Origin of the sequence: Luteococcus struthionis (assembly GCF_048595755.1) — a bacterium.
Classification (GTDB): Bacteria; Actinomycetota; Actinomycetes; order Propionibacteriales; family Propionibacteriaceae; genus Luteococcus.
This window is the reverse complement of record NZ_CP184360.1, coordinates 170,439-192,602: the sequence shown is the minus strand read 5'-3', so window position 1 is coordinate 192,602 and position 22,164 is coordinate 170,439. Positions and strand designations below refer to the sequence as shown.

Here is a 22,164-nt window from a genome sequence, read left to right as displayed (position 1 = left end):
ATCCGGCCTGCGGTGGTGTGGCCGATCGGGCTGGAGTAGCCTAGCGATCATGCCCCTGGACAGGGGGCGAGACATTGCCCGCGCCTGCCGGGGGTACGTAGACGCCAACGAGCTGGGAGTTACACATGACGCTGACCCTTGAGGACGTGAAGAACGTTCGCTTCCCGATCGCCAAGCGAGTGGGCGAGGGCTACCGGGCCACCGAGGTGGACGAGTTCGTCGACCAGGTTGACATGACCTTCGGCACCATCCTCGAGGAGAACGAGCGACTGCGGGCCCAGCTGGACGCCCTGGATTCTGATGCCCAGGATTCGGGTGCCCAGGATTCGGAGCTGCAGGCCGAGAACGAGCGGCTTCGCGCCGAGCTCGAGCAGGTTCGCCAGCAGGGCGAGGCCCGTCCGGCGCAGGCCGACGGCGCCGAGGCCGACGCGTCTGAGCTGCAGCGTCTGCGGGATGAGAACCAGGAGCTGCGCGGTCAGGTCGAGCAGCTGCGTGGCGAGCTGGAGAGCGCCCGTCAGTCCACCGGGCTGACGGTGATGGATGGCCAGAACGGCAGCAAGGTCGAGAAGATCGTCGTCTCCACCGCGGCCCAGGCCAGCCCGGCGGTGACCCGCCTGGTGCAGCTGGCCACCGAGCAGGCCGAATCCGTGGTGACCGAGGCCGAGGCCGAGGCCCAGCGCAAGCTCGACGAGGCCAACCGTGAGGCCCACGAGCTCACCACGGATGCCCAGAACCGCGCCGAGCGCACCGAGACCGAGGCACGACAGAGCGCCGAGCAGATGACCGCCGCGGCCAAGGCCGAGGCGCAGCGACTCGCCGCCGAGGCACGCAGCAATTCCGAGCGCGTCAACACCGATGCCGAGAACCGTCGTCGCGAGCTGTTCTCCAAGCTGGAGGCCGAGCGGGACCAGCTGGTGGTCAAGGTCGACCAGCTGCGCGCCTTCGAGAGCGACTACCGCAACAACCTGGCCAGCCATTTTAATCGTCAGCTGGAGCGCCTCAAGGCCGAGCAGCTGGAACCCACCGAGGCCCCGGAGCTGCTCGGGGAGGCCCGCACCGCCGGCGCCCAGGGCAATTCCGCCACGCCGCGCCTGGACGCGCTGCTGGCCGAGGGCAACTGAGCCGGCGCCCCTGCCACAAGTCGTTCCTGCCACAAGTCGTTCGTGGGCCCCGACACCGCCGTGGTGTCGGGGCCCACGCCGTGGTGCTGGCGGGGGTCGGCTGCAGGGGATTGACAGAGGGTGTATCTTCGCACCTCAGACGGCAAGGTGCCGTCGCACACGACGTCGACACCGGGGCCCGGTGTCGCCCCATCACGAGGGAGCAACGAATGGCCAGCAGCAAGTCGAAGGGCGAGCAGGTGGTTCTTCCCGTCCGCGAGGGAGAGGATCCTTGGACCCCCGAAGAGGTTGCGGAGGTTCGCGAGGAACTCACCAGCGAGATCGAGCGCATGCGCAAGGCCATCGAGGTGGCCGAGGCCGAACTGGCCGGCCTGATGCGCGAGGGCAGCGACGGCGCCGGCCGTGACCCGGCCGACGTCGGTTCCTCCAACTTCGAGCGGGACCAGGAGATGTCGCTGGCGCAGAATGCCCGCGAGATGCTCGACCAGTCCGAGCTGGCGCTCAGCCTGTTCGACAAGGGCCAGTACGGCCTGTGCGAGACCTGCGACCAGCCGATCGGCAAGGCCCGACTGCAGGCCTTCCCGCGCGCCACGATGTGCGTCAGCTGCAAGCAGCGCGAGGAGCGACGATAAACCGCGCGGCCCGCGCCAGCCACCAGGCGAACCCATCGCCCACCGCAGCGCGGTGGGCGATGGCCGTTGCGGCCGCCGTGGGTCTGGCGCTCGATCAGGCGACCAAGCAGCTGGCAGTGACCCACTTGGATCCTGCTCGCCCGCCGGAGTTCTTCGGTGGGTTGCTGCGGTTGAAACTGATCCGCAATCCCGGCGCCGCCTTCTCGATGGGGGAGAACTCGACGCTGGCGATCAGCGTGCTGGCGCTGGTGGCCGCGGTCGCCATGCTCCTGGTGGTGGCCCCCCGGCTACGCACGGTGGGGCAGGGACTGCTGGCCGGGATGGCCACCGCAGGAATCGTGGGCAACCTGGTCGACCGACTGGTGCGTCCGCCGGGGCCGATGCGCGGCCATGTGGTCGACTTCTTCCAGGTGCCACACTTCGCCATCTTCAACGTGGCCGACATCTTCATCACGTGCACGGCCCTGGTCATGGTGGTGGCGGCCTTTCGTGCTGATCCCGACGAGGCCGATCCCGACGAGGCAGTTCCCGAGGAGGAGTCCGCATGAGTGTCCTGCTGGTGCCCGACGGCCTGGACGGTGAGCGCGTCGACGCCGCCGCCGCCCGCATGACGGGCCTGTCGCGATCACGGGTTGCCGACCTGGTGGCGGCCGGCGCCGTCCGGCTGGATGGCCTGACGGTCGACAAGCCGTCGCTTCGGGTCGCTGCCGGGGTGATGCTCGAGGTTGACCTGGAGGCGGTTCCCAGCGGGGTGCAGGTGACCCCACGGGAGGTCGAGGGGGTGCGCATCGTGCACGACGACCGCGACATCGTCGTGGTCGACAAGCCCGTCGGCGTGGCTGCGCACCCGTCGCTGGGCTGGGAGGGGCCGAGCGTGGTGGAACACCTGGCGGGCGCGGGATTCCGGATCTCCACCAGCGGGGCGCCCGAACGCCAGGGCATCGTGCAGCGGTTGGACGTGGGCACCTCCGGCCTGATGGTTGTGGCCAAGAGCGAGCGTGCCTACACGGTGCTGAAGCAGGCCTTCCGCGATCGCACGGTCGAGAAGGTCTACCACGCCCTGGTGCAGGGGCATCCGGACCCCTTCGAGGGCACCATCGACGCGCCGATCGGTCGGCATCCGGGGTCGGAGTGGAAGATGGCGATCGTCGAGGGCGGTCGCCGCTCGGTGACCCACTACGAGACCCTGGAGGCGCATCGCGCCGCGACCTTGCTGCAGATCCACCTGGAGACCGGGCGGACCCACCAGATCCGGGTGCACATGAGCGCCATGCGGCATCCGTGCGTGGGTGACCCCACCTATGGGGCCGATCCGGTGCTGGCTGCCCGGCTTGGACTCGTGCGCCAGTGGCTGCACGCGGTGGAGCTGTCCTTCACCCACCCGGGGACGGGGGAGTGGGTGACCTTCCGTTCGGACTATCCGGAAGACCTGCAAAGGGCACTCGACCTGGTTCGCGAGGGCTGAACCGGGCCGCTGGGGGCTGAGACGAACCGTCTCACTGGGCGGCCACTGAGACCCCGCTGTGTGACCCCTTCGTGAACAACCTTCGGCAACTCGGCCCTGACAGACCGCATCTGGGCTTTGGACGGTAGTCTGACAACGTGCGTAGAGCTAATATTGTGTGCACGCTCGGGCCGGCAACGTCCTCCCCGGAGCGTATGGAAGAGATCATCGCGGCAGGCATGGACGTCGCCCGCCTCAACATGAGTCACGGCGACCACGCCGAGCACGAGAAGCGGCTCAAGCTCACGCGCGATGCCGCTGAGAAGCTCGGCCGCACCGTGGGTGTGCTGGCAGACCTCCAGGGCCCCAAGATTCGTCTCGGTCGTTTCGCCGAGGACAAGGTGATGCTGAGCTACGGCCAGACCTTCACCATCACCACTGACGACATCCAGGGCGACCAGACCCGCTGCTCCACCACCTTCAAGGGGCTGCCGGGCGACGTGAACCCCGGCGACCCGATCCTCATCGACGACGGCCGCATCGCGCTGGAGGCCGTCGAGGTCACCCAGACCGACGTGGTCTGCCGTGTGACCGTCGCGGGCCCCGTCTCCAACAACAAGGGCATCAACCTGCCCGGTGTTGCGGTCAGCGTCCCCGCGCTGAGTGAGAAGGACGAGGAGGACCTGCGCTGGGCGTTGGGTCAGGACGTCGACATGATCGCCCTGTCCTTCGTGCGCAATGCCGAGGACATCAAGCGCGTCCACGAGATCATGGACGAAGAGGGCCGCCGCATGCCGGTGATCGCCAAGCTCGAGAAGCCGCAGGCCATCGAGAACCTCGACGCCATCATCGACGCCTTCGACGCCTTCATGGTGGCCCGTGGCGACCTCGGCGTGGAACTGCCGCTGGAAGAGGTTCCGCTGGTGCAGAAGCGCATCGTGCGCGCTGCCCGCAAGTGGGCCAAGCCCGTCATCGTGGCCACCCAGATGCTGGAGTCGATGATCTCGGCGCCGCGTCCCACCCGCGCCGAGGCCTCCGACGTGGCCAATGCCATCCTCGACGGTGCCGATGCGGTCATGCTCTCGGGCGAGACCTCGGTGGGTGCCTACCCCGTCGAGACGGTGCGCACCATGGCCAACATCGTCGAGAACACCGAACAGCACGGTCTGAGCAAGATCAACGAGATCGACTGGGATCCGCACACCACGGGCGGCGTGATCGCCAAGGCCGCGGCCGAGGTGGCCGAGCGGGTGAACGCCAAGTACCTGGTGGCCTTCACCAAGTCTGGTGACACCGCCAAGCGCCTGTCGCGTCTGCGTTCGCCGATCCCGATGCTCTGTTTCACGCCCGACCAGTCGACGCGTCAGCAGCTGACCCTCACCTGGGGCGTCAATGCCCGCATCACCCCCGAGTTCACCCAGAACGAGGAGATGGTGCGCGCCGTCGAGAAGATCCTGATCGAGGACGGCGTCGTGCAGGTGGGCGAGTACATCGTGATCGTCTCGGGTTCCCCGATGGGTGTTCCCGGCAAGACGAACTCCCTGCGAGTCCACAAGATCAAGCCGCAGGCGATGGACGACCACCACTGATCCTGCGCAGGTCATGGCGGGGCGCCCCTGGTGGGGCGCCCCGTCGCGTCCCGCGTGTGAATCGCGGTGCGCAGTGTGGCACAATGGCTTGTCGCCTCTAGCCCGGGTGGCGGAATGGTATACGCGGACGGCTCAAACCCGTCTGGTCTCACGACCGTAGGGGTTCGACTCCCCTCCCGGGCACGATGTGGTCTTGGTGCTTTCGCCACGGTCAAATCTGATGTCTGACAGACTTGGTGCTGGGACGTCGGTTGCACGTCGTCGTGGCACTGACCCCCCCCTGGACACCGCATCACCGCATGTTTTGCAGTCCCCACCGCCTAGCCAAGGACGTTCCGTGAGCAACACCGATTCGAGCACCAGCCGCCCCAAGCCCCGCGTCGTCGTCGCCGAGGACGAGGCGCTGATCCGGATGGACCTGGTGGAGTTGCTTGCCGACGAGGGCTACGACGTGGTCGGCCAGGCCGGTGACGGCGAGGCCGCCGTTGAGATGGCACGCGAGCTGCAGCCAGACCTGGTGGTGATGGACGTCAAGATGCCCAAGATGGACGGCATCACCGCGGCCGAGAAGATCGCCGAGGAGCGCATCGCGCCCGTGGTGATGCTCACCGCCTTCAGCCAGCGCGACCTGGTGGAGCGAGCCCGCGAAGCCGGCGCCATGGCCTATGTGGTCAAGCCCTTCGACGCCTCGGACGTGGTCCCGGCCATCGAGATCGCCATCGGACGTTTCCAGGAGATCCGCGCCGTCGAGGACGAGGTGGCCGACCTGGAGGAGCGTCTGGCCTCCCGCAAGGCCGTCGACCAGGCCAAGGGGATGCTGCAGGAGGGTCTGGGGCTGTCCGAGCCGGAGGCCTTCCGCTGGATCCAGAAGACCGCCATGGACCTGCGCATCTCGATGCGCGAGGTGGCCGAGAAGGTCATCGCCCAGGGCAAGGCCAAGAAGTAGTCCTTCAGGCCGAAGCAGTCTTCGAGGGGCGGGGCCGCACCAGGCAGGTGAGTCGGCCCGTGGCCACCCGCTCGCCCTCGTCGTCGACGATCTCCACCAGATGGGTGCAGATCGTGCGTCCCAGGTGGAGTGCGGTGGCCGTGCCCGTCACGTGACCATTGCGCACGGCACGATGGTGGGTGACCTCCAGGTTCAGGCCCACCGCGATGCCCCCGTGCTCGCGGGCATGTGCCTGCGCCGCCATCGATCCGAGCGTCTCGGTGAGAACCCCGCTGGCCCCACCGTGCAGCAGGCCGATCACCTGGGTGTTGCCCTCCACCGGGATGCGGCCCACGGTCCGTTCGGCGGAGACCTCCAGCAGTTCGAGGCCCATCTTGTCGTCAAGGGCGCTGGTCATCTCGGCGAGCCACTGGGGCAGATCGACTCCGTGCATGGCCGCCACTCTAGGGCGCAAAGTTGTCGGCGGTGGCCACTAGAGTGCAACGCGTGACTAGTGCAGCCGAGAACTCCCGCCCCAAGCTCCTGCTGATCGATGGCCACTCGGTGGCCTATCGGGCCTTCTTCGCGCTGCCCGTCGAGAACTTCTCCACGAGTACGGGCCAGCACACCAATGCCGTCTACGGCTTCACCTCGATGCTGATCAACCTGCTGCGCGACGAGGCGCCCACCCACCTGGCCGTGGCCTTCGACCTGTCCCGGGTCACCTTCCGGACGGAGAGCTACAGCGACTACAAGGCCACCCGCTCGGCCTCACCGGACGAGTTCAAGGGCCAGGTGACGCTCATCCAGGAGGTGTTGACGGCGCTGAACATCCCCTTCATCACGAAGGAGAACTACGAGGCCGACGACATCATCGCGACGCTGTCCACACAGGCCACCGCGGCTGGCTTCGAGACCCTCGTGGTCACCGGCGACCGGGACGCGATGCAGCTGGTGGACGAACACGTCACCGTGCTCTACCCGAGGAAGGGCGTCAGCGACCTGGCCCGGATGACGCCCTCCGCGGTGGAGGAGAAGTACCTGGTGGCACCGGCGGTCTACCCGGAACTGGCCGCCCTGGTCGGTGAGACCAGCGACAACCTGCCGGGGGTGCCCGGCGTCGGGCCCAAGACCGCGGCCAAGTGGCTGGGGCAGTACGAGGGCCTGGAGAACCTGATCCGGCGCGCCGACCAGGTGCCCGGCAAGGCAGGGCAGAACTTCCGAGACCACCTGGCGGACGTGAAGCGCAACCGCGAGCTCAACGCGCTGGTCCGCACGCTGGAACTGCCCGTGGGGCCCGCAGACCTGGAACGCCAGGACTGGAATCGCGAGGCGGTCCACGCGCTCTTCGACCAGCTGGAGTTCCGGGTGCTGCGCGATCGCCTGATGGAGTACTTCCCCGCCGACGAGGCCCCCGCGGAGGGCGGTTTCGAGGTCGTCGGCGAGAAGCTGGAGCCGGGCACGCTGGCCGAGTGGCTCGCCGAGCATGCCGCGGGTGGCGTCACCGGCATCGATCCGGTGGGCCACTGGGGCCAGGGCACGGGAGACATCGAAGCCTTGGCCCTGGCCGCCCAGGACGGTGCTGCCGTGTGGTTCACGACCGCAGACCTCACCCCGGCCGACGATGCCGCGTTGGCGGCCTGGCTGGCCGACGAAAAGGCTCCCAAGGCAATGCATGACGCCAAGGGCCCGATGCTGGCCATCTGGGCACGGGGCTGGGACCTGAAGGGCATCACCTGCGACACCGTGCTCGCCGCCTACCTCCTGCGGCCCGACCAGCGCACCTTCGACCTGGCCGACCTCTCGCTGCGCCACCTCAAGCGCGAGCTGCGGGTGCAGGACGGCAAGTCCGAGCCGGTGGAACAGGACTCCCTCTTCGAGGTGGACGACGAGGGCTCCGAGGACGAGGCCGCGCAGGTCGCGATGGTGCGCGCCCGCGCGGTGATCGACCTGGCCGAGGCCCTGTCGAGCGAGCTCGACACCCAGGGCGGTGCCCGCCTGCTGCACGAGGTGGAGCTGCCGCTGCAGACCACCCTGGCGCGCATGGAGAGCACCGGCATCGCGGTCGATCAGGACAAGCTCGACGAACTGCGCAGCGACTTCGACTCGCGCGTCTCACAGGCCCAGCAGGCCGCGTGGGACGCGATCGGTGGCAAGCAGATCAACCTCGGTTCGCCCAAGCAGCTGCAGGCCGTCCTCTTCGACGACCTGGAGATGCCCAAGACCCGCAAGACCAAGAGCGGCTGGACCACGGATGCGGAGGCACTGGAGGGCCTCTACGCCAAGACCCAGCACCCCTTCCTGGAACACCTGCTGGCCCACCGCGACTCCATCAAGCTGCGCCAGACCGTCGACGGACTGCTCAAGAGCGTCGCGGAGGACGGTCGGATCCACACCACCTATGTGCAGACCATCGCCGCCACCGGGCGGCTCAGCTCCACCGACCCGAACCTGCAGAACATCCCGATCCGCACCGAGGCCGGCCGCCGCATCCGCGAGGCCTTCGTGGTGGGTGACCGCCACGAGTGCCTGATGACCGCCGACTACTCGCAGATCGAGATGCGCATCATGGCGCACGTCTCGGGCGACGCGAAGCTGATCGAGGCCTTCCGCAGCGGCGTCGACTTCCACTCCGCCACGGCAGCGCGAGTCTTCGACGTGCCGGCCGACGAGATCACCAGTGAGCAGCGCGCCAAGATCAAGGCGATGAACTACGGCCTGGCCTACGGCCTGAGCGCCTTCGGCCTGGCCAACCAGCTGGGCATCACCAACAGTGAGGCCAAGGCCCTGATGGAGGACTACTTCGAGAGCTTCGGCGGCGTGCGTGACTACCTGCAGTCGGTGGTCGCCCAGGCACGACGGACCGGTTACACCGAGACACTGCTGGGGCGCCGTCGACACCTGCCCGACCTCAACTCATCCAACCGCCAGCGCCGTGACATGGCCGAACGGATGGCACTCAACGCCCCCATCCAGGGGTCGGCGGCCGACATGATCAAGCTCGCCATGCTCGACGTCGAGGCGGAGCTGCTGCGCCAAGGGCTGGACAGCCGCATGCTGCTGCAGGTGCACGACGAACTGGTGCTGGAAGTGGCGCCGGGGGAGCGGGAGACGGTCGAGGAGCTGGTGCGCAGCAAGATGGGCCAGGCCATGCAGCTCGACGTCCCCCTGGACGTGAGCGTCGGGGTCGGCCGTTCCTGGCACGACGCGGCGCACTGAGCCCCGCCTGCTGGGGCCGGGCCTCACGAGGCCAGGGGCTCTGCGTAGTAGATGATGCGCGAGTCCCAGTCCTCCCGTTCCCGGTTGAAGTCCCAACAGATCACGATGGCCAGTTGGTGCTTGCCCTTGGCGTCGTAGAGGACCGTGGAGTCGGGATCGTAGTCCTTCACCCAGACCTTCTTCTGCTGGGTGTGGCGGTAGCACAGGGTGCGTCCCTGGCCATCGCTGAGGCGGATGATGTCGCCGGGCTGCAGGCCGTCGGCCCGGTGCATGCGGTTGCCCAAGCCGCCTCCTTCGCGGAAGGTGTGGGCGGTCAACACCACCTTGCCCCGTGCTGCGCCCGGCTTGGGGCCGAGGTTGTACCAGCCCACGCTCATCGGCTGTGAGTACGGGGGAGTGGCCACGGTGCCGTCGGCGGCCAGTCCCAGACTCAAGACCGCGGAGTCCTTGGTGACCGAGCCCATCGTGATCCGGGTGGGAACCATCGGGCTGGACGTGGCGGAGCAATCCGCCGGCAGTTGCCCGCTGTCCGCTGGGGTCCGGGAGCCGCCCGCAGTGCCGGGAGGGGCACTGGCCGTGGCGGTGGGGGACTCGGTGTCGTCGGGAGCGCCTCCGGTGGTGCCGGGCGAGGCCTTGGGGCGGGCGGTGGAAGCGGCCCCGGTGGAAGAGGCCCCGGGGGAGGGGGTGGCGAGCGTGCTGTCCTGGGGGCTCCCCGAACGCGAGGTCAGCCACCACCCCAGGGCCAGGGCGAGGGCCACGACGGCGGTGACGGCGGCGAGCAGCCGACGATTCCAGCTCACAACGATCTCCTTGTGCACGCCGAGGGCCACGGCCCCCGATCCGTTCCGGTGAGCCTACCGGCGGCCAGGAGGGCGTGGTGCGGGTGGCGCGGCAGTCGGATTGACCCTTCAGGAGGGCAAAAGATAGGCTGTTGGGGCGCTGTGGTCTGCGCATCCTCGGACGGAGCAGGCTGTGCTCGTCGTGTCATGTTCACCCGCTGGACTCGTTCCAGCCCGATCCTGGCTCGTCGAAGGGCCACGGAGCATCACCGACACACACATCCACTACGGAGTCCTACTACATGACCTCCACCTCTGAGGCCTCTCCTCAGGTCGCTATTGACGACCTCGGCTCGCCCGAAGCCTTCCTGGCTGCGATCGATGCCACCATCAAGTACTTCAACGACGGCGACATCGTCACCGGCACCGTCGTCAAGGTCGACCGTGACGAGGTCCTCCTCGACATCGGCTACAAGACCGAAGGCGTCATCCCCTCCAAGGAACTCTCCATCAAGCACGACGTCGACCCCTTCGAGGTCGTCAGCGTCGGCGATGAGATCGAGGCCCTGGTCCAGACCAAGGAGGACAAGGAAGGCCGCCTGATCCTGTCCAAGAAGCGCGCCCAGTACGAGCGCGCCTGGGGCACGATCGAGAAGATCAAGGAAGAGGACGGCGTCGTCACCGGCTCCGTCATCGAGGTCGTCAAGGGTGGCCTCATCGTCGACATCGGCCTGCGCGGCTTCCTGCCCGCCTCGCTGGTCGAGATGCGTCGCGTCCGCGACCTGCAGCCCTACGTGGGCCAGGAGCTCGAGGCCAAGATCATCGAGCTGGACAAGAACCGCAACAACGTCGTCCTGTCGCGTCGTGCCTGGCTGGAGCAGACCCAGAGCGAGGTTCGCCAGAACTTCCTCACCCAGCTGCAGAAGGGCCAGATCCGCAACGGCGTCGTCTCCTCGATCGTCAACTTCGGTGCCTTCGTGGACCTGGGTGGCGTCGACGGCCTGGTGCACGTCTCCGAGCTGTCCTGGAAGCACATCGACCACCCGTCCGAGGTCGTCGAGGTCGGCATGCCCGTCACCGTCGAGGTGCTGGACGTCGACATGGACCGCGAGCGTGTCTCGCTGTCGCTGAAGGCCACCCAGGAAGATCCGTGGCAGACCTTCGCCCGCATGCACCAGATCGGGCAGATCGTGCCGGGCAAGGTCACCAAGCTCGTTCCCTTCGGCGCCTTCGTGCGTGTCGAGGAGGGCATCGAGGGCCTGGTGCACGTCTCCGAGCTGGCCGAGCGCCACGTCGAGATCCCCGAGCAGGTCGTCTCGGTCAACGACGAGGTCATGGTCAAGATCATCGACATCGACCTCGAGCGTCGTCGCATCAGCCTCTCGCTGAAGCAGGCCAACGAGGGCGTCGACCTGGGTGCCGACGACTTCGATCCGTCGCTGTACGGCATGACCGCCAGCTACGACGAGAACGGCAACTACATCTACCCCGAGGGCTTCGATCCGGAGACCAACGAGTGGAAGCCGGGCTTCGAGGAGCAGCAGCGCGCTTGGGAGGCCCAGTACGCCGAGGCCCAGGCCCGTTGGATGGCCCTGAAGAAGCAGGCCGAGGAGGCTGAGAAGGCCGACCAGAACGCCGTCGTCGAGGCGTCCACCGCCGCCACCTTCTCCTCGTCGGCCGCTGCCGACGTGGAGCCGGAGGGCTCGCTGGCCTCCGACGAGGCCCTGCAGGCCCTGCGCGACAAGCTCTCGGGCGGCGCCAACTGAGGATCCCCGTGATCCCGGCACCGTTCGTCGGCTGACGAACAGAGCACTGACGAGGGGCTCCGACCACATGGTCGGGGCCCCTCGTCGCGTCCTGTGGGAATCCAGTCCCAGAAAGAAATGGTGTCGATGGCCATGCAGGACTGGGATGCCGATAGTCTCTGCCTCATGTATCCCCCGATCTCCCCTCATGAGTCTGGGATGCTCGCTGCACGCGCCGGACACCAGGTCTACTGGGAGGTCTCCGGCGCCCGTGACGGCATCCCGGTGCTCTACCTGCATGGCGGTCCAGGTGGAGTCCTCCATGAGGGTTACCGCCGTCGATTCGATCCCGAGAAGTACCGCATCATCGGTCTGCAGCAGCGTGGTGCGGGCAGGAGTACGCCCACCGCGGGAAGCCCCGAGCATCGGCTCGAGGACAACACCACCGCGCACCTGTTGGAGGACATCGAGGCGCTGCGGGAACACCTGGGGGTGGAGCGTTGGCTGGTCTGCGGTGTCTCCTGGGGATCGACGCTGGCGCTGCACCATGCCTTGGCCCACACCGACCGAGTGCTGGGGCTGGTCCTGGTGTGCGTCACCACCACCAGCCCGACGGAGGTGGAATGGATCAGTGAGGGGGCCTCGATGTTCTACCCGGAGGCCTGGGCAGAACTGGCCTCCGTCGTCGAGCAGCACAGCGACTGGAAGCCCGGGCGGGGCCGGCTGGTCGACGCCATGACGGCTGTGATGGCCGGCGATGATGCCGAGGCGCGCTTGGACCTGGCCCTGGCCTGGATGGCCTGGGAGGAGACCCACATCCAGATCGGTCTGCCGGTGGACCAGTTGCGACCCGTCGGGATGTGTGAGAAGCCCGTCGACCAGCAGATCGCCTTCACCACGCTGGTGGGCCACTTCTGGTCGCACCATGCGGCGCAGACGCCCGGATGGGTGCCAGAGGGAGGCCTGCTGGCCCATCTCGGGCAGCTCCAGGGCCTGCCGATCTGCATGGTCCACGGACGGCGCGACGTCTCCGGGCCGCTGAGCACCGCGTGGGCCGTGAAGGCGGAGCTGCCCACGGCCCAGCTGCACGTCGTCGAGTCCGAGGGGCACGGGGGAGCGCACATGATGGACCTGTGGCGCAGGGCCACCGACAGCTTTGCGGCCACGGGTGGCTTCGAGATGGTCGGCCAGGCGCGATGATCCGGGTTGGTCTGACCGGCGGCATCGCGTCCGGCAAGTCCGCGGTTGGCGAGATGATGCGACGTCGCGGTGCCGTCGTGGTGGACTCCGACCAGCTCGCCCGAGACGTGGTCGTGCCCGGCAGCCCCGGGCTGGCAGCCGTCGTGGAACGCTTCGGTGAGTCCATGCTCCGCCCCGACGGGAGCCTGGACCGCGCAGCACTGGGACGCCTGGTCTTCTCCGACGAGCAGGCCAGGGCCGATCTCAACGCCATCCTGCACCCCCGCATCCGCGATGCTGCGCGCACGATCGAGGGCCTGGTGGAGGATCCCTACGTGATCGTCGTGCACATGATCCCGCTCCTGGTGGAATCCGGGAGGGCCGACGACTTCGACGCGGTGGTGGTGGTCGACGTCGACGAAGAGACCCAGCTGCAACGCCTGGTGGCTCGTGACGGACTCGAACCGGCCGAGGCCCAGGCACGGATTGATGCGCAGGCCTCGCGCGCCGAGCGGCTGCGAGTGGCCGACTACGTGATCCGTAATGACGCCGGCCTGACCGAGCTCGACGAGCGCACCCACGCGGTGTGGCACGAACTGCTCAAGCGGCGCGGGCAGCAGGGCGACGGCTGCGGCTGCTGACAGCGCCCGGAGCAGGACGGGGAGGCGTCGGTTCTGTCGGGGGCGCCTTGTAGCCTCGAAGCATGCGAGCAGTCGACGAGATCCAGCGCGTGGTGGCCCCCTTCAAGATGCAGGCGGGCTTCGAGCCTTCGGGCGACCAGCCCCAGGCAATCGACGAGTTGGAGCGTCGTATCCGCTCCGGTGAGCAGGACGTCGTGCTGCTGGGCGCCACCGGCACCGGCAAGACCGCGACCATCGGGTGGCTGACCGAGCGGCTGCAGCGGCCCGTGCTGGTGATGCAGCCGAACAAGACGCTGGCGGCCCAGTACGCGAATGAGCTGCGGCAGTTCTTCCCCGACAACGCGGTGGAGTACTTCGTCAGCTACTACGACTACTACCAACCCGAGGCCTATGTGCCGCAGACGGACACCTACATCGAGAAGGACTCCAGCCTCAACGAGGAGGTGGAGCGGCTGCGGCACTCCACCACCGCCTCGCTGCTGACCCGGCGCGACGTCATCGTGGTGGCCACGGTGAGCGCCATCTACGGTCTGGGTACGCCCGAGGAGTACGTGGACCGGATGGTCCGGCTGAAGGTGGGCGAGGAGTACGAGCGGGAGGCCCTGCTGCGTCGCCTGGTGGAGATCCAGTACGCCCGCAATGACCTGGCGGGCACCCGTGGCACCTTCCGGGTGCGCGGGGACACGCTGGAGGTCTTCCCGATGTATGAGGAGAACGCTGTGCGCGTCGAGTTCTTCGGCGACGAGATCGAGGCGCTGAGCACGATGCACCCGCTGACGGGCGAGGTGCTGACCACCGACGATGAGATGTACATCTTCCCGGCCACCCACTACGTCGCCGGCCCGGAACGCATGGAGCGGGCCATCGTCGGCATCGAGCAGGAGCTGGAGGAGCGGCTCGACGAGTTGCACAAGCAGAACAAGCTGTTGGAGGAGCAACGGCTGCGGATGCGCACCAGCTATGACATCGAGATGATGCGCCAGATCGGCACCTGCTCCGGCATCGAGAACTACTCGCGTCACATGGACGGCCGCCAGGCGGGGGACCCGGCACACACCCTGCTGGACTTCTTCCCGTCGGACTTCCTGCTGGTGATCGACGAGTCACACGTCACCGTGCCGCAGATCGGCGGCATGTACGAGGGTGACGCGAGCCGCAAGCGCACGCTGGTGGAGCACGGCTTCCGGCTGCCCAGCGCCATGGACAACCGGCCACTGCGCTTCGAGGAATTCACCGAGCGCATCGGCCAGACGGTCTACCTGTCGGCCACGCCCGGCGACTACGAGATGGCCCGTGCCGACGGCTACGTGGAACAGATCATCCGCCCCACCGGCCTGGTCGACCCAGAGATCGTCGTGAAGCCCACCAAGGGCCAGATCGACGACCTGCTGGGCGAGATCAGGGTCCGGGCTGAGAAGAGCGAGCGCATCCTGGTCACCACCCTGACCAAGAAGATGGCCGAAGACCTGACCGACTACCTGATGGAGAACGGGGTGCGAACCCGTTACCTGCACTCCGAGGTGGACACGCTGCGTCGCGTCGAACTGCTGCGGGAACTGCGGATGGGCGAGTACGACGTGCTGGTGGGCATCAACCTGCTGCGCGAGGGCCTGGACCTGCCCGAGGTGAGCCTGGTGGCGATCCTCGACGCCGACAAGGAGGGCTTCCTGCGCTCCGAGCGTTCCTTGATCCAGACCATCGGCCGAGCCGCTCGAAATGTCGAGGGCCAGGTGCACATGTACGCGGACAAGATCACGCCGAGCATGGAGAAGGCGATCGACGAGACGAACCGTCGTCGCGCCATCCAGATCGCGTACAACACCGAGCACGGGATCGACCCCCAGCCGCTGCGCAAGAAGATCGCCGACATCACCGACATGCTCCACCGGGAGGATGCTGACACCGCGGAGCTGGTCAGCAAGGCGCAGCCCGAGGGACGCAAGCCCGGCCAGCCGGTGCCCCAGCTGGGCGACAAGCGGGCCCTGGACACGGCCAACATGGCTGTCAGCGAGTTGGCAGACCTCGTACAAGAGCTCACCGAGCAGATGCACACCGCGGCCAAGGACCTGCAGTTCGAGCTGGCGGCGCGGCTGCGAGACGAGATCGGTGACCTCAAGAAGGAACTGCGCAGCATGATCGAGGCCAACAAGTAGCCACCGACACCTTCCCCGAGCCTGTCGAGGGGCCGCAAATGACGAAGTGCCCGCTCCCCAGCAGGGGAGCGGGCACTCGCAGACCCGGAGCGGGCAGTTGGCTCAGTGCTGTGCCTCGAGCTCCTCGGCGGTCATGTTGCGGGTCTTCATCAGGCTGAGGACCGTGGTCAGCAGCAGGGTCACGACGATGACGCCCAGGCTGAGCTCGATCCCCAGCTCGGCCCAGTCACCCACCAGGTGGTAGTGGTGCGCTGCGTGCAGCACCAGCTTCACACCGATGAAGCCCAGGATGATCGACAGGCCGATCGGCAGGTAGATGAGCTTGTTCAGCATGCCGCCCAGCAGGAAGTACAGCTGGCGCAGACCCATCAGGGCGAAGACATTGGCGGTGAAGACCAGGTAGGCCTCATTGGTCAGGCCGTAGATGGCGGGGATCGAGTCCAGGGCGAACAGGATGTCGGTGGAACCCAGCGCGACGATCACCAGGAACATCGGGGTGAAGAAGCGCTTGCCGTTGATCTTGACCGAGCTCTTGGTGCCCTGCCAGTCGTCGGTGAAGGGGAAGGTGCGCTTCACCCAACGGATCAGCATGTTCTCGGTGGCCTCGTCGTCATGGTCCTTCTGGAAGTAGTCCTTGACCAGGTCGAAGGCGGTGTAGAGAAGGTAGGCGCCGAAGATGAAGAAGACCCAGGCGGCGGCCTCGATCATGCTCTTGCCCAGGGCGATGAAGATGCCACGGAAGACAAGCGCCAAGATGATGCCCACCAGCAGGGCGTACTGCTGCAGGTGACGGGGCACCTTCATCTTCGCCATGATGATGATGAAGATGAACAGGTTGTCGAGGCTGAGGCTGTACTCGGTCAGCCAGCCTGCAAAGAACTCCTTGCCGTACTGCGCGCCGGAAAAGTGCCACACGCCCAGTCCGAACAAGATCGCCAAGCCGACGAAGATGCCGACGAAGATGCCGCATTCCTTCATCGATGGTTCGTGGGGGCGCCGACCGATGACCAGGACATCGAACAGCAGCACCGCGGACATGATGCCGACGGTGAGGAGCCAAGTGTACAGATGGACGTTCATCCAGAGCCTTTCACAGGGGCGGAAAGTTCAGGAGGTCTCTTCCACCACCGTGGTGGCGCAGGACCGGATGCATGGGGCATCGGGGTGTCGACCCTGCTCGTGGGAGTACTCCCCTCCGGGGGTCAGCTTCCCACGGACGGGGCCTGCTGCTCAATTGTTGCCAGATTCTGCACAGCGGCAGGGATCACCAGCCGCGTTCGCGCCATTCCGACAGGTGGGGACGCTCAGCGCCCAATGTCGTGGAGTCACCGTGGCCCGGCCATACGACGGTGTCATCGTCGAAGACGTCGAAGACCTGCGTCACCACACCGTCGAGCAGGCTGGTGAAGTCCTCGGGGGAGCCGGTCTTGCCCACCCCGCCAGGGAAGAGCGAGTCCCCGGTGAACAACTGGACGGGGCCGGCGGAGGGGCGCACGACGACGGTGATCGAGCCGGGCGTGTGACCCACCAGACCGATGATCCCGAGGCGGTGTTCCCCGAGCCGCAGCTCGTCGCCGGTCCACAGCCCCTCGCAGGCCACCCCCGTCGCCTGCTCGATGGCCTGGGCGTCGGGCGTGCCGCAGACGGTGCGGGCCCCCGTCCACTCGGCGATCTCGGCCAGGGCACCGATGTGGTCGGGGTGGCGATGGGTGGTGAGCAGGGTGCCCACAGTGGCGTCGCCCACCAGGGACTTGATGGTCTCCGCTTCGGTCGGGGCGTCGATCAACAGGGCGTCGCCGTCACGGGTGCTCAGCAGGTAGGTGTTGTTGCCCATCGGCCCCACCACCGTGGTGCGCAGTTGCAGGCCATCGCCCAGGTCAAGGGTGCGAGTCATCACAGCTCCGGGAATTCGAGGTTCTCCGCGCCGTCCACCAGGGAGGCGTCGGCGCGGCTGGTCAGCCAGCCCAGCAAGCCGGCATCGCTGCCGCGTACCACGGTGGGCTCGCCGTGGGGCGTGCCCAGCCGGGCGGTGAGACCGCTGGTGCTGGACACCTGGATGGCGGGGAAGTCGGGGCGGTCGGAGATGCGCCGACAGTTCCATTCCAGCAGCCAGTGGGCCAGGTCGGCGTCCACGTCGGTGGCCTGGAAGCCATGGGCCAGGTCAATTCGGTGCAGCACCACCTCGTTGAGGCGTGCCACCACCAGGTGTTGTGCCGGCATCCGGAATCCCGGACGCACTTCGACGACGTCGGTGATGCCGGCCTCCTCCAGGTGGTCGAAGGCATAGTTCAACTGCCCCGCGGAGGTGTCGAGGTCGATCTGCAGGTCGAGGGCGTCGCGTCTGGAACCCAGTTCCAGATCGCGCAGCCGGGTCTGCTCGTCGGCGTACATGTGCACGGGGCGCTGCTCCAACACCCCCTCCACCACGCGACGCAGCCCGTCGGCATTGCGGGCCAGGTGCGTCGCCACGTGGGCACGGGTCCAGCCCGCCAGGCGACTCGGGCCGTGCCAGTCGTCGTCCGCGATGGCGATGGTGTCACCCAGCAGCGCCTGGGTTGCCTCCAACTTGCGACGACGCAGCAGTGACAACGTCGCGCTGACGGGCATGCGCCCTGCGTCGCCCACCGAGTCGAGGTTCATGGTTCCCAACCTATCGGCCAGTCCGGCCAGGGGCCACTGTGAATCCTCGGTGCGGCACCGCGGCAGTGCCGCCATGGCAGGGAACTGTCGGTGGCTCCCTCTACTCTGGAGGATGTGAATGACCGCCTTGTTGTCCGTGGTGCCAGAGAGCACAACCTGCGCAATGTCTCGCTCGACCTGCCGCGTGATGCGCTGATCGTGTTCACCGGCCTGTCCGGTTCGGGCAAGTCGTCGTTGGCCTTCGACACGATCTTCGCCGAGGGACAGCGTCGCTATGTCGAGTCGCTGAGCTCCTACGCCCGGATGTTCCTGGGACAGATGGACAAGCCGGACGTCGATTTCATCGAGGGCCTCTCCCCGGCGGTCTCCATCGACCAGAAGTCGACCAGCCGCAACCCGCGCTCGACGGTGGGCACCATCACCGAGGTCTATGACTACCTACGCCTGATGTATGCGCGCATCGGTCACCCGCACTGCCCCGAGTGTGGTGAACCGATCAGTCGGCAGACCCCGCAGCAGATCGTCGACCGGCTGATGGGCCTGGACGAGGGCACGCGTTTCCAGGTGCTGGCCCCGGTGGTGCGCGGTCGCAAGGGTGAGCACGCCGACCTGTTCCGCCAGCTGGCCGCCGACGGCTTCAGCCGGGTTCGGGTGGACGGCCAGGTGCACCAGTTGACCAATCCGCCCACGCTCGACAAGAAGTACAAGCACGACATCGACGTGGTGGTCGACCGCCTGGCGGTCAAGCCCACCGCCAAGCAGCGGCTGACCGACTCCGTGGAGACGGCCCTGCGTCTGGCGCAGGGTGTGGTGGGCGTCGACTTCGTCGACCTGGACGCCGAGGACCCGAAACGGGAACGGCGATACTCCGAGAAGATGGCCTGCCCCAATGAGCACGACATCTCGATCGAGGAGATCGAGCCGCGCCAGTTCTCCTTCAACGGCCCGTGGGGTGCCTGCCCGGCCTGCACCGGGTTGGGGACCACCTACGAGGTCGATCCAGACCTGGTGGTGCCCGATCGCGGCAAGTCCCTGGCCGAAGGTGCCATCGCGCCGTGGGCCAATGCCCACGTCGCCTCGCACTATGCCCATGTCTTCGAATCGCTGGCCGACAAGCACGGCTTCACCGTCAACACGCCGTGGGAGCAGCTGCCCGAGAAGGCACGCGCCATCCTCTTGCAGGGCGACGGCGACCCGGTCTACGTGCGTTACCGCAATCGATTCGGGCGCACCCGCACCTTCACCCAGAACTACGAGGGTGTGCTGCGCTATGTCCGTCGTCGATTCGACGAGGCCGAGACCGATTCGGCCAAGGACCGGTGGGGTGGCTACCTGCGGGAGGTGCCCTGCCCCACCTGTCACGGGTCGCGTCTCAAGCCCACCTCGCTGGCGGTGACGGTGGGGGGCAAGAACATCTCCGAGCTCGCCGACCTGTCGATCCGAGACGTGGCCGACTTCCTGCAGGCGCTGGAGATGACACCGCGCGAGTCGCAGATCGCCGAACGTCTGGTCAAGGAGATCAACGAGCGGCTGCGCTTCCTGCTCGACGTCGGCCTGGAATACCTGACCCTGTCCCGCTCGGCAGGAACCCTGTCGGGTGGTGAGGCGCAGCGGATCCGGCTGGCCACCCAGATCGGATCTGGCCTGGTGGGCGTGCTCTACGTGTTGGACGAACCCTCCATCGGGCTGCACCAGCGCGACAACCACCGTTTGATCCAGACGCTGCTGCGGCTGCGTGATCTTGGCAACACCCTGATCGTCGTGGAGCACGACGAGGACACCATCCGCGTGGCGGACTGGACGGTCGACATCGGCCCCGGTGCCGGTGAGCGGGGCGGCCACGTGGTGGTCTCCGGCCCGGTCGAGGAGCTCTTGGCCAACCAGCAGTCCGTGACCGGTGCCTACCTGTCGGGGCGCCGCTCGATCCCCTTGCCCGCCCAGCGACGTCCCGCGACCGGTCGCGCCGTCACCGTGCACGGTGCCACCCAGAACAACCTGCGTGACGTCGACGTGTCCTTCCCCCTGGGGCAGTTCGTGGCCGTGACCGGGGTCTCCGGATCGGGCAAGTCCTCCTTGGTCAACAACATCCTGTACCGAGCGCTGGCGCAGCGGATCTACAAGTCCAAGGCGGTGCCGGGACGTCACCGCTCGATCACCGGCATGGAACAGATCGACAAGATCATCCACGTCGACCAGTCGCCGATCGGCCGCACGCCGCGCTCCAACCCGGCCACCTACACGGGGGTCTTCGACAAGATCAGGACGCTCTTCGCCGCCACCCAGGAGGCGAAGGTGCGCGGCTACCAGGCCGGGCGGTTCAGCTTCAACATCAAGGGTGGGCGCTGCGAGAACTGTTCGGGCGACGGCACCATCAAGATCGAGATGAACTTCCTGCCCGACGTCTACGTGCCGTGTGAGGTGTGCCAGGGGGCGCGCTACAACCGCGAGACGCTCGAGGTGCACTTCAAGGGCAAGACCATCGCCGAGGTGCTCGACATGCCCATCGAGGAGGCGGCTGACTTCTTCGAGGCACACACCGCGATCTCACGCCATCTCAAGACGCTGGTGGAGGTCGGGCTGGGCTATGTGCGGCTGGGCCAACCCGCCACCACCCTGTCTGGTGGCGAGGCCCAGCGGGTCAAGCTGGCCACCGAACTGCAGCGTCGCTCCACGGGGCGCACCATGTACGTGCTCGACGAGCCGACCACCGGCCTGCACTTCGAGGACATCCGCAAGCTCTTGGGGGTGTTGCAGAAGCTCGTCGACCAGGGCAACAGCGTCGTGGTGATCGAACACAACCTGGACGTCATCAAGACCGCCGACCACCTGATCGACATGGGGCCCGAGGGCGGATCGGGCGGTGGCATGGTGGTGGCCGAGGGCACCCCCGAACAGGTCGCGGCCTGCCCAGACAGCTACACCGGGCAGTTCCTGGCGCCCATCCTGGAGGGTCGGGAGGTGCCACTGGGGGAGGCCCCCGCGGCGCTGCCGGACTCGAGTGGAACCGCCAAGAAGAGTACGGCCAGCAAGACCACGAAGAAGACGGCGGCCAAGAAGACGGCGAAGAAGACCCCAGCAAGGAAGACGGCCGCCAAGAAGACGACGGCCAAGAAGCAGTAGACGACCGACGCCTCCCCACCGTGTGGTGGGGAGGCGTCAATCGTGTGCGGGCAGGTGCGTCAGGCGCCCGAGACCTTGACGGTGTCACCCTCGACCTTGGCCACGGCCTGGCCCAGGCCACCCGTGGCGGGCCCGCTGAGCTTGCTGCCGTCGGCGGCCGAGAAGCGCGAATCGTGGCAGGTGCAGATGATCTCCGCCTTCTCAACCTTGCTGACATTGCAGCCGGCGTGCGGGCACATCCGGGTGAAGGCCTTGTACTCGCCTGCCGTGGGCTGGCTCACCACGAAGTTGGAGTCCTCGATGATCTTGGCGCTGCCGACGGGGACGTCGGCGGTCTTGATCTCGGCGGGCCCGGCCTGGACCTGCTCGGGCGACGAGCATCCGGCAAGGGCACCAGCGCCGGCGGCGGCGCCCGCGGCCAGACCGGCGGTCTTCAGGACGTCACGGCGGGACGGACTCATGAATGGCTCCTAGAGGTTCGGTGTGTCTCCAACGCTACCCCTGCTGGGCAATGCCCACGCCTCACGCGTCGGTGACCTTGACGGTGTCGCCCTGGACGCTCGCCTTGGCCGGCTTCAGGCCGCTCTCGGCCGGGCCGCTGAGGACGGTGCCGTCCTCGGCCGAGAAGCGTGCATGGTGGCAGGTGCAGATGATCTCCGCCTTCTCCACCTTGCTGACATTGCACGCGGCGTGAGGGCACAGCCGCTGGAAGGCCTTGAACTGCCCAGCGGTGGGCTGGCTCACCACGTACTGGGACTCGGGAATGATCTTGGCGCTGCCCACCGGCACCTCGGAGGCTGCGATCTGCGCTGCTCCCTCCTCGATCTCCTCTGGCGTGGAGCAACCGGTCAGGGCACCGGCTCCGGCGGCGGCGCCGACAGCTAGGCTCGCGGTCTTGATCACGTCGCGACGGGTGGGGCTCATCGGATCTCCTATCGGGTCAGCAGGTCTGGGCTCGTCGGCGGTGACGAGGTCTG

At 67.3% G+C, this 22,164-nt stretch carries 19 protein-coding genes and 1 tRNA gene; 13 read left to right on the top strand and 7 right to left on the bottom strand.

The annotated features are described in order from the left end of the window. Positions 1-125 precede the first annotated feature (125 nt). The 7 genes from ACOAMO_RS00915 to ACOAMO_RS00885 all read left to right on the top strand — a co-directional run bounded on the left by ACOAMO_RS00915 (position 126) and on the right by ACOAMO_RS00885 (position 5,732). Positions 126-1,121 carry a DivIVA domain-containing protein gene (locus ACOAMO_RS00915; RefSeq protein WP_420175721.1) on the top strand — a complete coding sequence of 332 codons (996 nt, stop codon included), beginning with the start codon at positions 126-128 and terminating at the stop codon, positions 1,119-1,121. Positions 1,122-1,330: 209 nt separating this feature from the next. After that, positions 1,331-1,753 (top strand): TraR/DksA family transcriptional regulator, encoded by a 423-nt coding sequence (locus ACOAMO_RS00910; RefSeq protein ID WP_420175720.1) that lies wholly within the window; start codon positions 1,331-1,333, stop codon positions 1,751-1,753. A 59-nt stretch (positions 1,754-1,812) separates the two neighbouring features. Continuing rightward, positions 1,813-2,301, top strand: a complete 489-nt coding sequence (locus tag ACOAMO_RS00905; RefSeq protein WP_420175719.1) for a signal peptidase II — start codon at positions 1,813-1,815, stop codon at positions 2,299-2,301. Beyond that, entirely contained in the window at positions 2,298-3,218 is a 921-nt protein-coding gene (locus ACOAMO_RS00900; protein WP_420175718.1) for an RluA family pseudouridine synthase, read from the top strand. Before ACOAMO_RS00905 ends, ACOAMO_RS00900 begins: the two co-directional genes overlap by 4 nt. Before the next feature lie 137 nt (positions 3,219-3,355). Continuing rightward, entirely contained in the window at positions 3,356-4,786 is a 1,431-nt protein-coding gene (gene pyk, locus ACOAMO_RS00895; RefSeq protein ID WP_420175717.1) for a pyruvate kinase, read from the top strand. A gap of 100 nt (positions 4,787-4,886) precedes the next feature. Further along, positions 4,887-4,969 (top strand) — tRNA-Leu (locus ACOAMO_RS00890). A 154-nt stretch (positions 4,970-5,123) separates the two neighbouring features. Next, positions 5,124-5,732 (top strand): ANTAR domain-containing response regulator, encoded by a 609-nt coding sequence (locus ACOAMO_RS00885; RefSeq protein ID WP_420175716.1) that lies wholly within the window; start codon positions 5,124-5,126, stop codon positions 5,730-5,732. A gap of 4 nt (positions 5,733-5,736) precedes the next feature. Here ACOAMO_RS00885 and ACOAMO_RS00880 read toward each other — a convergent pair whose 3' ends face one another. Then, positions 5,737-6,165 (bottom strand): PaaI family thioesterase, encoded by a 429-nt coding sequence (locus ACOAMO_RS00880; protein WP_420175715.1) that lies wholly within the window; start codon positions 6,163-6,165, stop codon positions 5,737-5,739. 53 nt (positions 6,166-6,218) lie between these two features. Between ACOAMO_RS00880 and polA the strand changes: the two genes are divergently transcribed. Beyond that, positions 6,219-8,930 (top strand): DNA polymerase I, encoded by a 2,712-nt coding sequence (gene polA, locus ACOAMO_RS00875; protein ID WP_420175714.1) that lies wholly within the window; start codon positions 6,219-6,221, stop codon positions 8,928-8,930. A gap of 23 nt (positions 8,931-8,953) precedes the next feature. Here the strand turns inward: polA and ACOAMO_RS00870 are convergent, their stop codons facing one another. Next, the gene (locus tag ACOAMO_RS00870) at positions 8,954-9,730 is read right to left on the bottom strand and encodes a sortase domain-bontaining protein (RefSeq protein WP_420175713.1); all 777 of its coding nucleotides are present in this window, start codon (positions 9,728-9,730) and stop codon (positions 8,954-8,956) included. Between the two features lie 281 nt (positions 9,731-10,011). Here ACOAMO_RS00870 and rpsA point away from each other — a divergent pair, with 281 nt between their 5' ends. The 4 genes from rpsA to uvrB all read left to right on the top strand — a co-directional run bounded on the left by rpsA (position 10,012) and on the right by uvrB (position 15,427). Continuing rightward, complete coding sequence (rpsA, locus tag ACOAMO_RS00865; RefSeq protein ID WP_420175712.1) at positions 10,012-11,475, top strand: 30S ribosomal protein S1; 1,464 nt, start codon at positions 10,012-10,014, stop codon at positions 11,473-11,475. 198 nt (positions 11,476-11,673) lie between these two features. After that, a complete protein-coding gene (locus ACOAMO_RS00860; RefSeq protein ID WP_420175711.1) occupies positions 11,674-12,654 on the top strand; it encodes an alpha/beta fold hydrolase in 981 nt (326 codons plus the stop codon). Then, on the top strand, positions 12,651-13,274 hold the full coding sequence (gene coaE / locus ACOAMO_RS00855; RefSeq protein ID WP_420175710.1) for a dephospho-CoA kinase: 624 nt from the start codon (positions 12,651-12,653) through the stop codon (positions 13,272-13,274). Before ACOAMO_RS00860 ends, coaE begins: the two co-directional genes overlap by 4 nt. A gap of 62 nt (positions 13,275-13,336) precedes the next feature. After that, positions 13,337-15,427, top strand: a complete 2,091-nt coding sequence (gene uvrB, locus ACOAMO_RS00850) for an excinuclease ABC subunit UvrB (RefSeq protein WP_420175709.1) — start codon at positions 13,337-13,339, stop codon at positions 15,425-15,427. Between the two features lie 102 nt (positions 15,428-15,529). On the opposite strand, the gene ACOAMO_RS00845 is transcribed toward uvrB, so the two are convergent. The 3 genes from ACOAMO_RS00845 to ACOAMO_RS00835 form a co-directional block, all read right to left on the bottom strand. Beyond that, positions 15,530-16,507 carry a TerC family protein gene (locus tag ACOAMO_RS00845; RefSeq protein ID WP_420175708.1) on the bottom strand — a complete coding sequence of 326 codons (978 nt, stop codon included), beginning with the start codon at positions 16,505-16,507 and terminating at the stop codon, positions 15,530-15,532. A gap of 184 nt (positions 16,508-16,691) precedes the next feature. Then, positions 16,692-17,321, bottom strand: coding sequence for an MBL fold metallo-hydrolase (locus ACOAMO_RS00840; RefSeq protein ID WP_420175707.1), 630 nt, complete (start codon positions 17,319-17,321; stop codon positions 16,692-16,694). Beyond that, on the bottom strand, positions 17,321-18,067 hold the full coding sequence (locus ACOAMO_RS00835) for a maleylpyruvate isomerase family mycothiol-dependent enzyme (RefSeq protein WP_420175706.1): 747 nt from the start codon (positions 18,065-18,067) through the stop codon (positions 17,321-17,323). Before ACOAMO_RS00835 ends, ACOAMO_RS00840 begins: the two co-directional genes overlap by 1 nt. A gap of 114 nt (positions 18,068-18,181) precedes the next feature. On the opposite strand from ACOAMO_RS00835, the gene uvrA reads away from it, so the two are divergent. Then, positions 18,182-21,187: an excinuclease ABC subunit UvrA gene (gene uvrA / locus ACOAMO_RS00830; protein ID WP_420175705.1), complete on the top strand. Its 3,006-nt coding sequence runs from the start codon at positions 18,182-18,184 to the stop codon at positions 21,185-21,187. Between the two features lie 59 nt (positions 21,188-21,246). Here the strand turns inward: uvrA and ACOAMO_RS00825 are convergent, their stop codons facing one another. Both ACOAMO_RS00825 and ACOAMO_RS00820 read right to left on the bottom strand, forming a co-directional pair. Continuing rightward, on the bottom strand, positions 21,247-21,648 hold the full coding sequence (locus ACOAMO_RS00825; RefSeq protein WP_420175704.1) for a Rieske (2Fe-2S) protein: 402 nt from the start codon (positions 21,646-21,648) through the stop codon (positions 21,247-21,249). A gap of 61 nt (positions 21,649-21,709) precedes the next feature. Next, positions 21,710-22,111 carry a Rieske (2Fe-2S) protein gene (locus ACOAMO_RS00820; protein WP_420175703.1) on the bottom strand — a complete coding sequence of 134 codons (402 nt, stop codon included), beginning with the start codon at positions 22,109-22,111 and terminating at the stop codon, positions 21,710-21,712. Between the last annotated feature and the right edge of the window lie 53 nt (positions 22,112-22,164).

Coding starts and splice junctions, on each gene's coding strand:
- rpsA (WP_420175712.1), top strand. CDS start 10,012: ATGACCTCCACCTCTGAGGCCTCTCCTCAGGTCGCTATTGACGACCTC.
- coaE (WP_420175710.1), top strand. CDS start 12,651: ATGATCCGGGTTGGTCTGACCGGCGGCATCGCGTCCGGCAAGTCCGCG.
- ACOAMO_RS00835 (WP_420175706.1), bottom strand. CDS start 18,067: ATGAACCTCGACTCGGTGGGCGACGCAGGGCGCATGCCCGTCAGCGCG.
- ACOAMO_RS00880 (WP_420175715.1), bottom strand. CDS start 6,165: ATGCACGGAGTCGATCTGCCCCAGTGGCTCGCCGAGATGACCAGCGCC.
- ACOAMO_RS00900 (WP_420175718.1), top strand. CDS start 2,298: ATGAGTGTCCTGCTGGTGCCCGACGGCCTGGACGGTGAGCGCGTCGAC.
- ACOAMO_RS00905 (WP_420175719.1), top strand. CDS start 1,813: ATGGCCGTTGCGGCCGCCGTGGGTCTGGCGCTCGATCAGGCGACCAAG.
- ACOAMO_RS00910 (WP_420175720.1), top strand. CDS start 1,331: ATGGCCAGCAGCAAGTCGAAGGGCGAGCAGGTGGTTCTTCCCGTCCGC.
- ACOAMO_RS00840 (WP_420175707.1), bottom strand. CDS start 17,321: ATGACTCGCACCCTTGACCTGGGCGATGGCCTGCAACTGCGCACCACG.
- ACOAMO_RS00860 (WP_420175711.1), top strand. CDS start 11,674: ATGCTCGCTGCACGCGCCGGACACCAGGTCTACTGGGAGGTCTCCGGC.
- ACOAMO_RS00820 (WP_420175703.1), bottom strand. CDS start 22,111: ATGAGCCCCACCCGTCGCGACGTGATCAAGACCGCGAGCCTAGCTGTC.
- ACOAMO_RS00825 (WP_420175704.1), bottom strand. CDS start 21,648: ATGAGTCCGTCCCGCCGTGACGTCCTGAAGACCGCCGGTCTGGCCGCG.
- ACOAMO_RS00845 (WP_420175708.1), bottom strand. CDS start 16,507: ATGAACGTCCATCTGTACACTTGGCTCCTCACCGTCGGCATCATGTCC.
- ACOAMO_RS00915 (WP_420175721.1), top strand. CDS start 126: ATGACGCTGACCCTTGAGGACGTGAAGAACGTTCGCTTCCCGATCGCC.
- uvrB (WP_420175709.1), top strand. CDS start 13,337: ATGCGAGCAGTCGACGAGATCCAGCGCGTGGTGGCCCCCTTCAAGATG.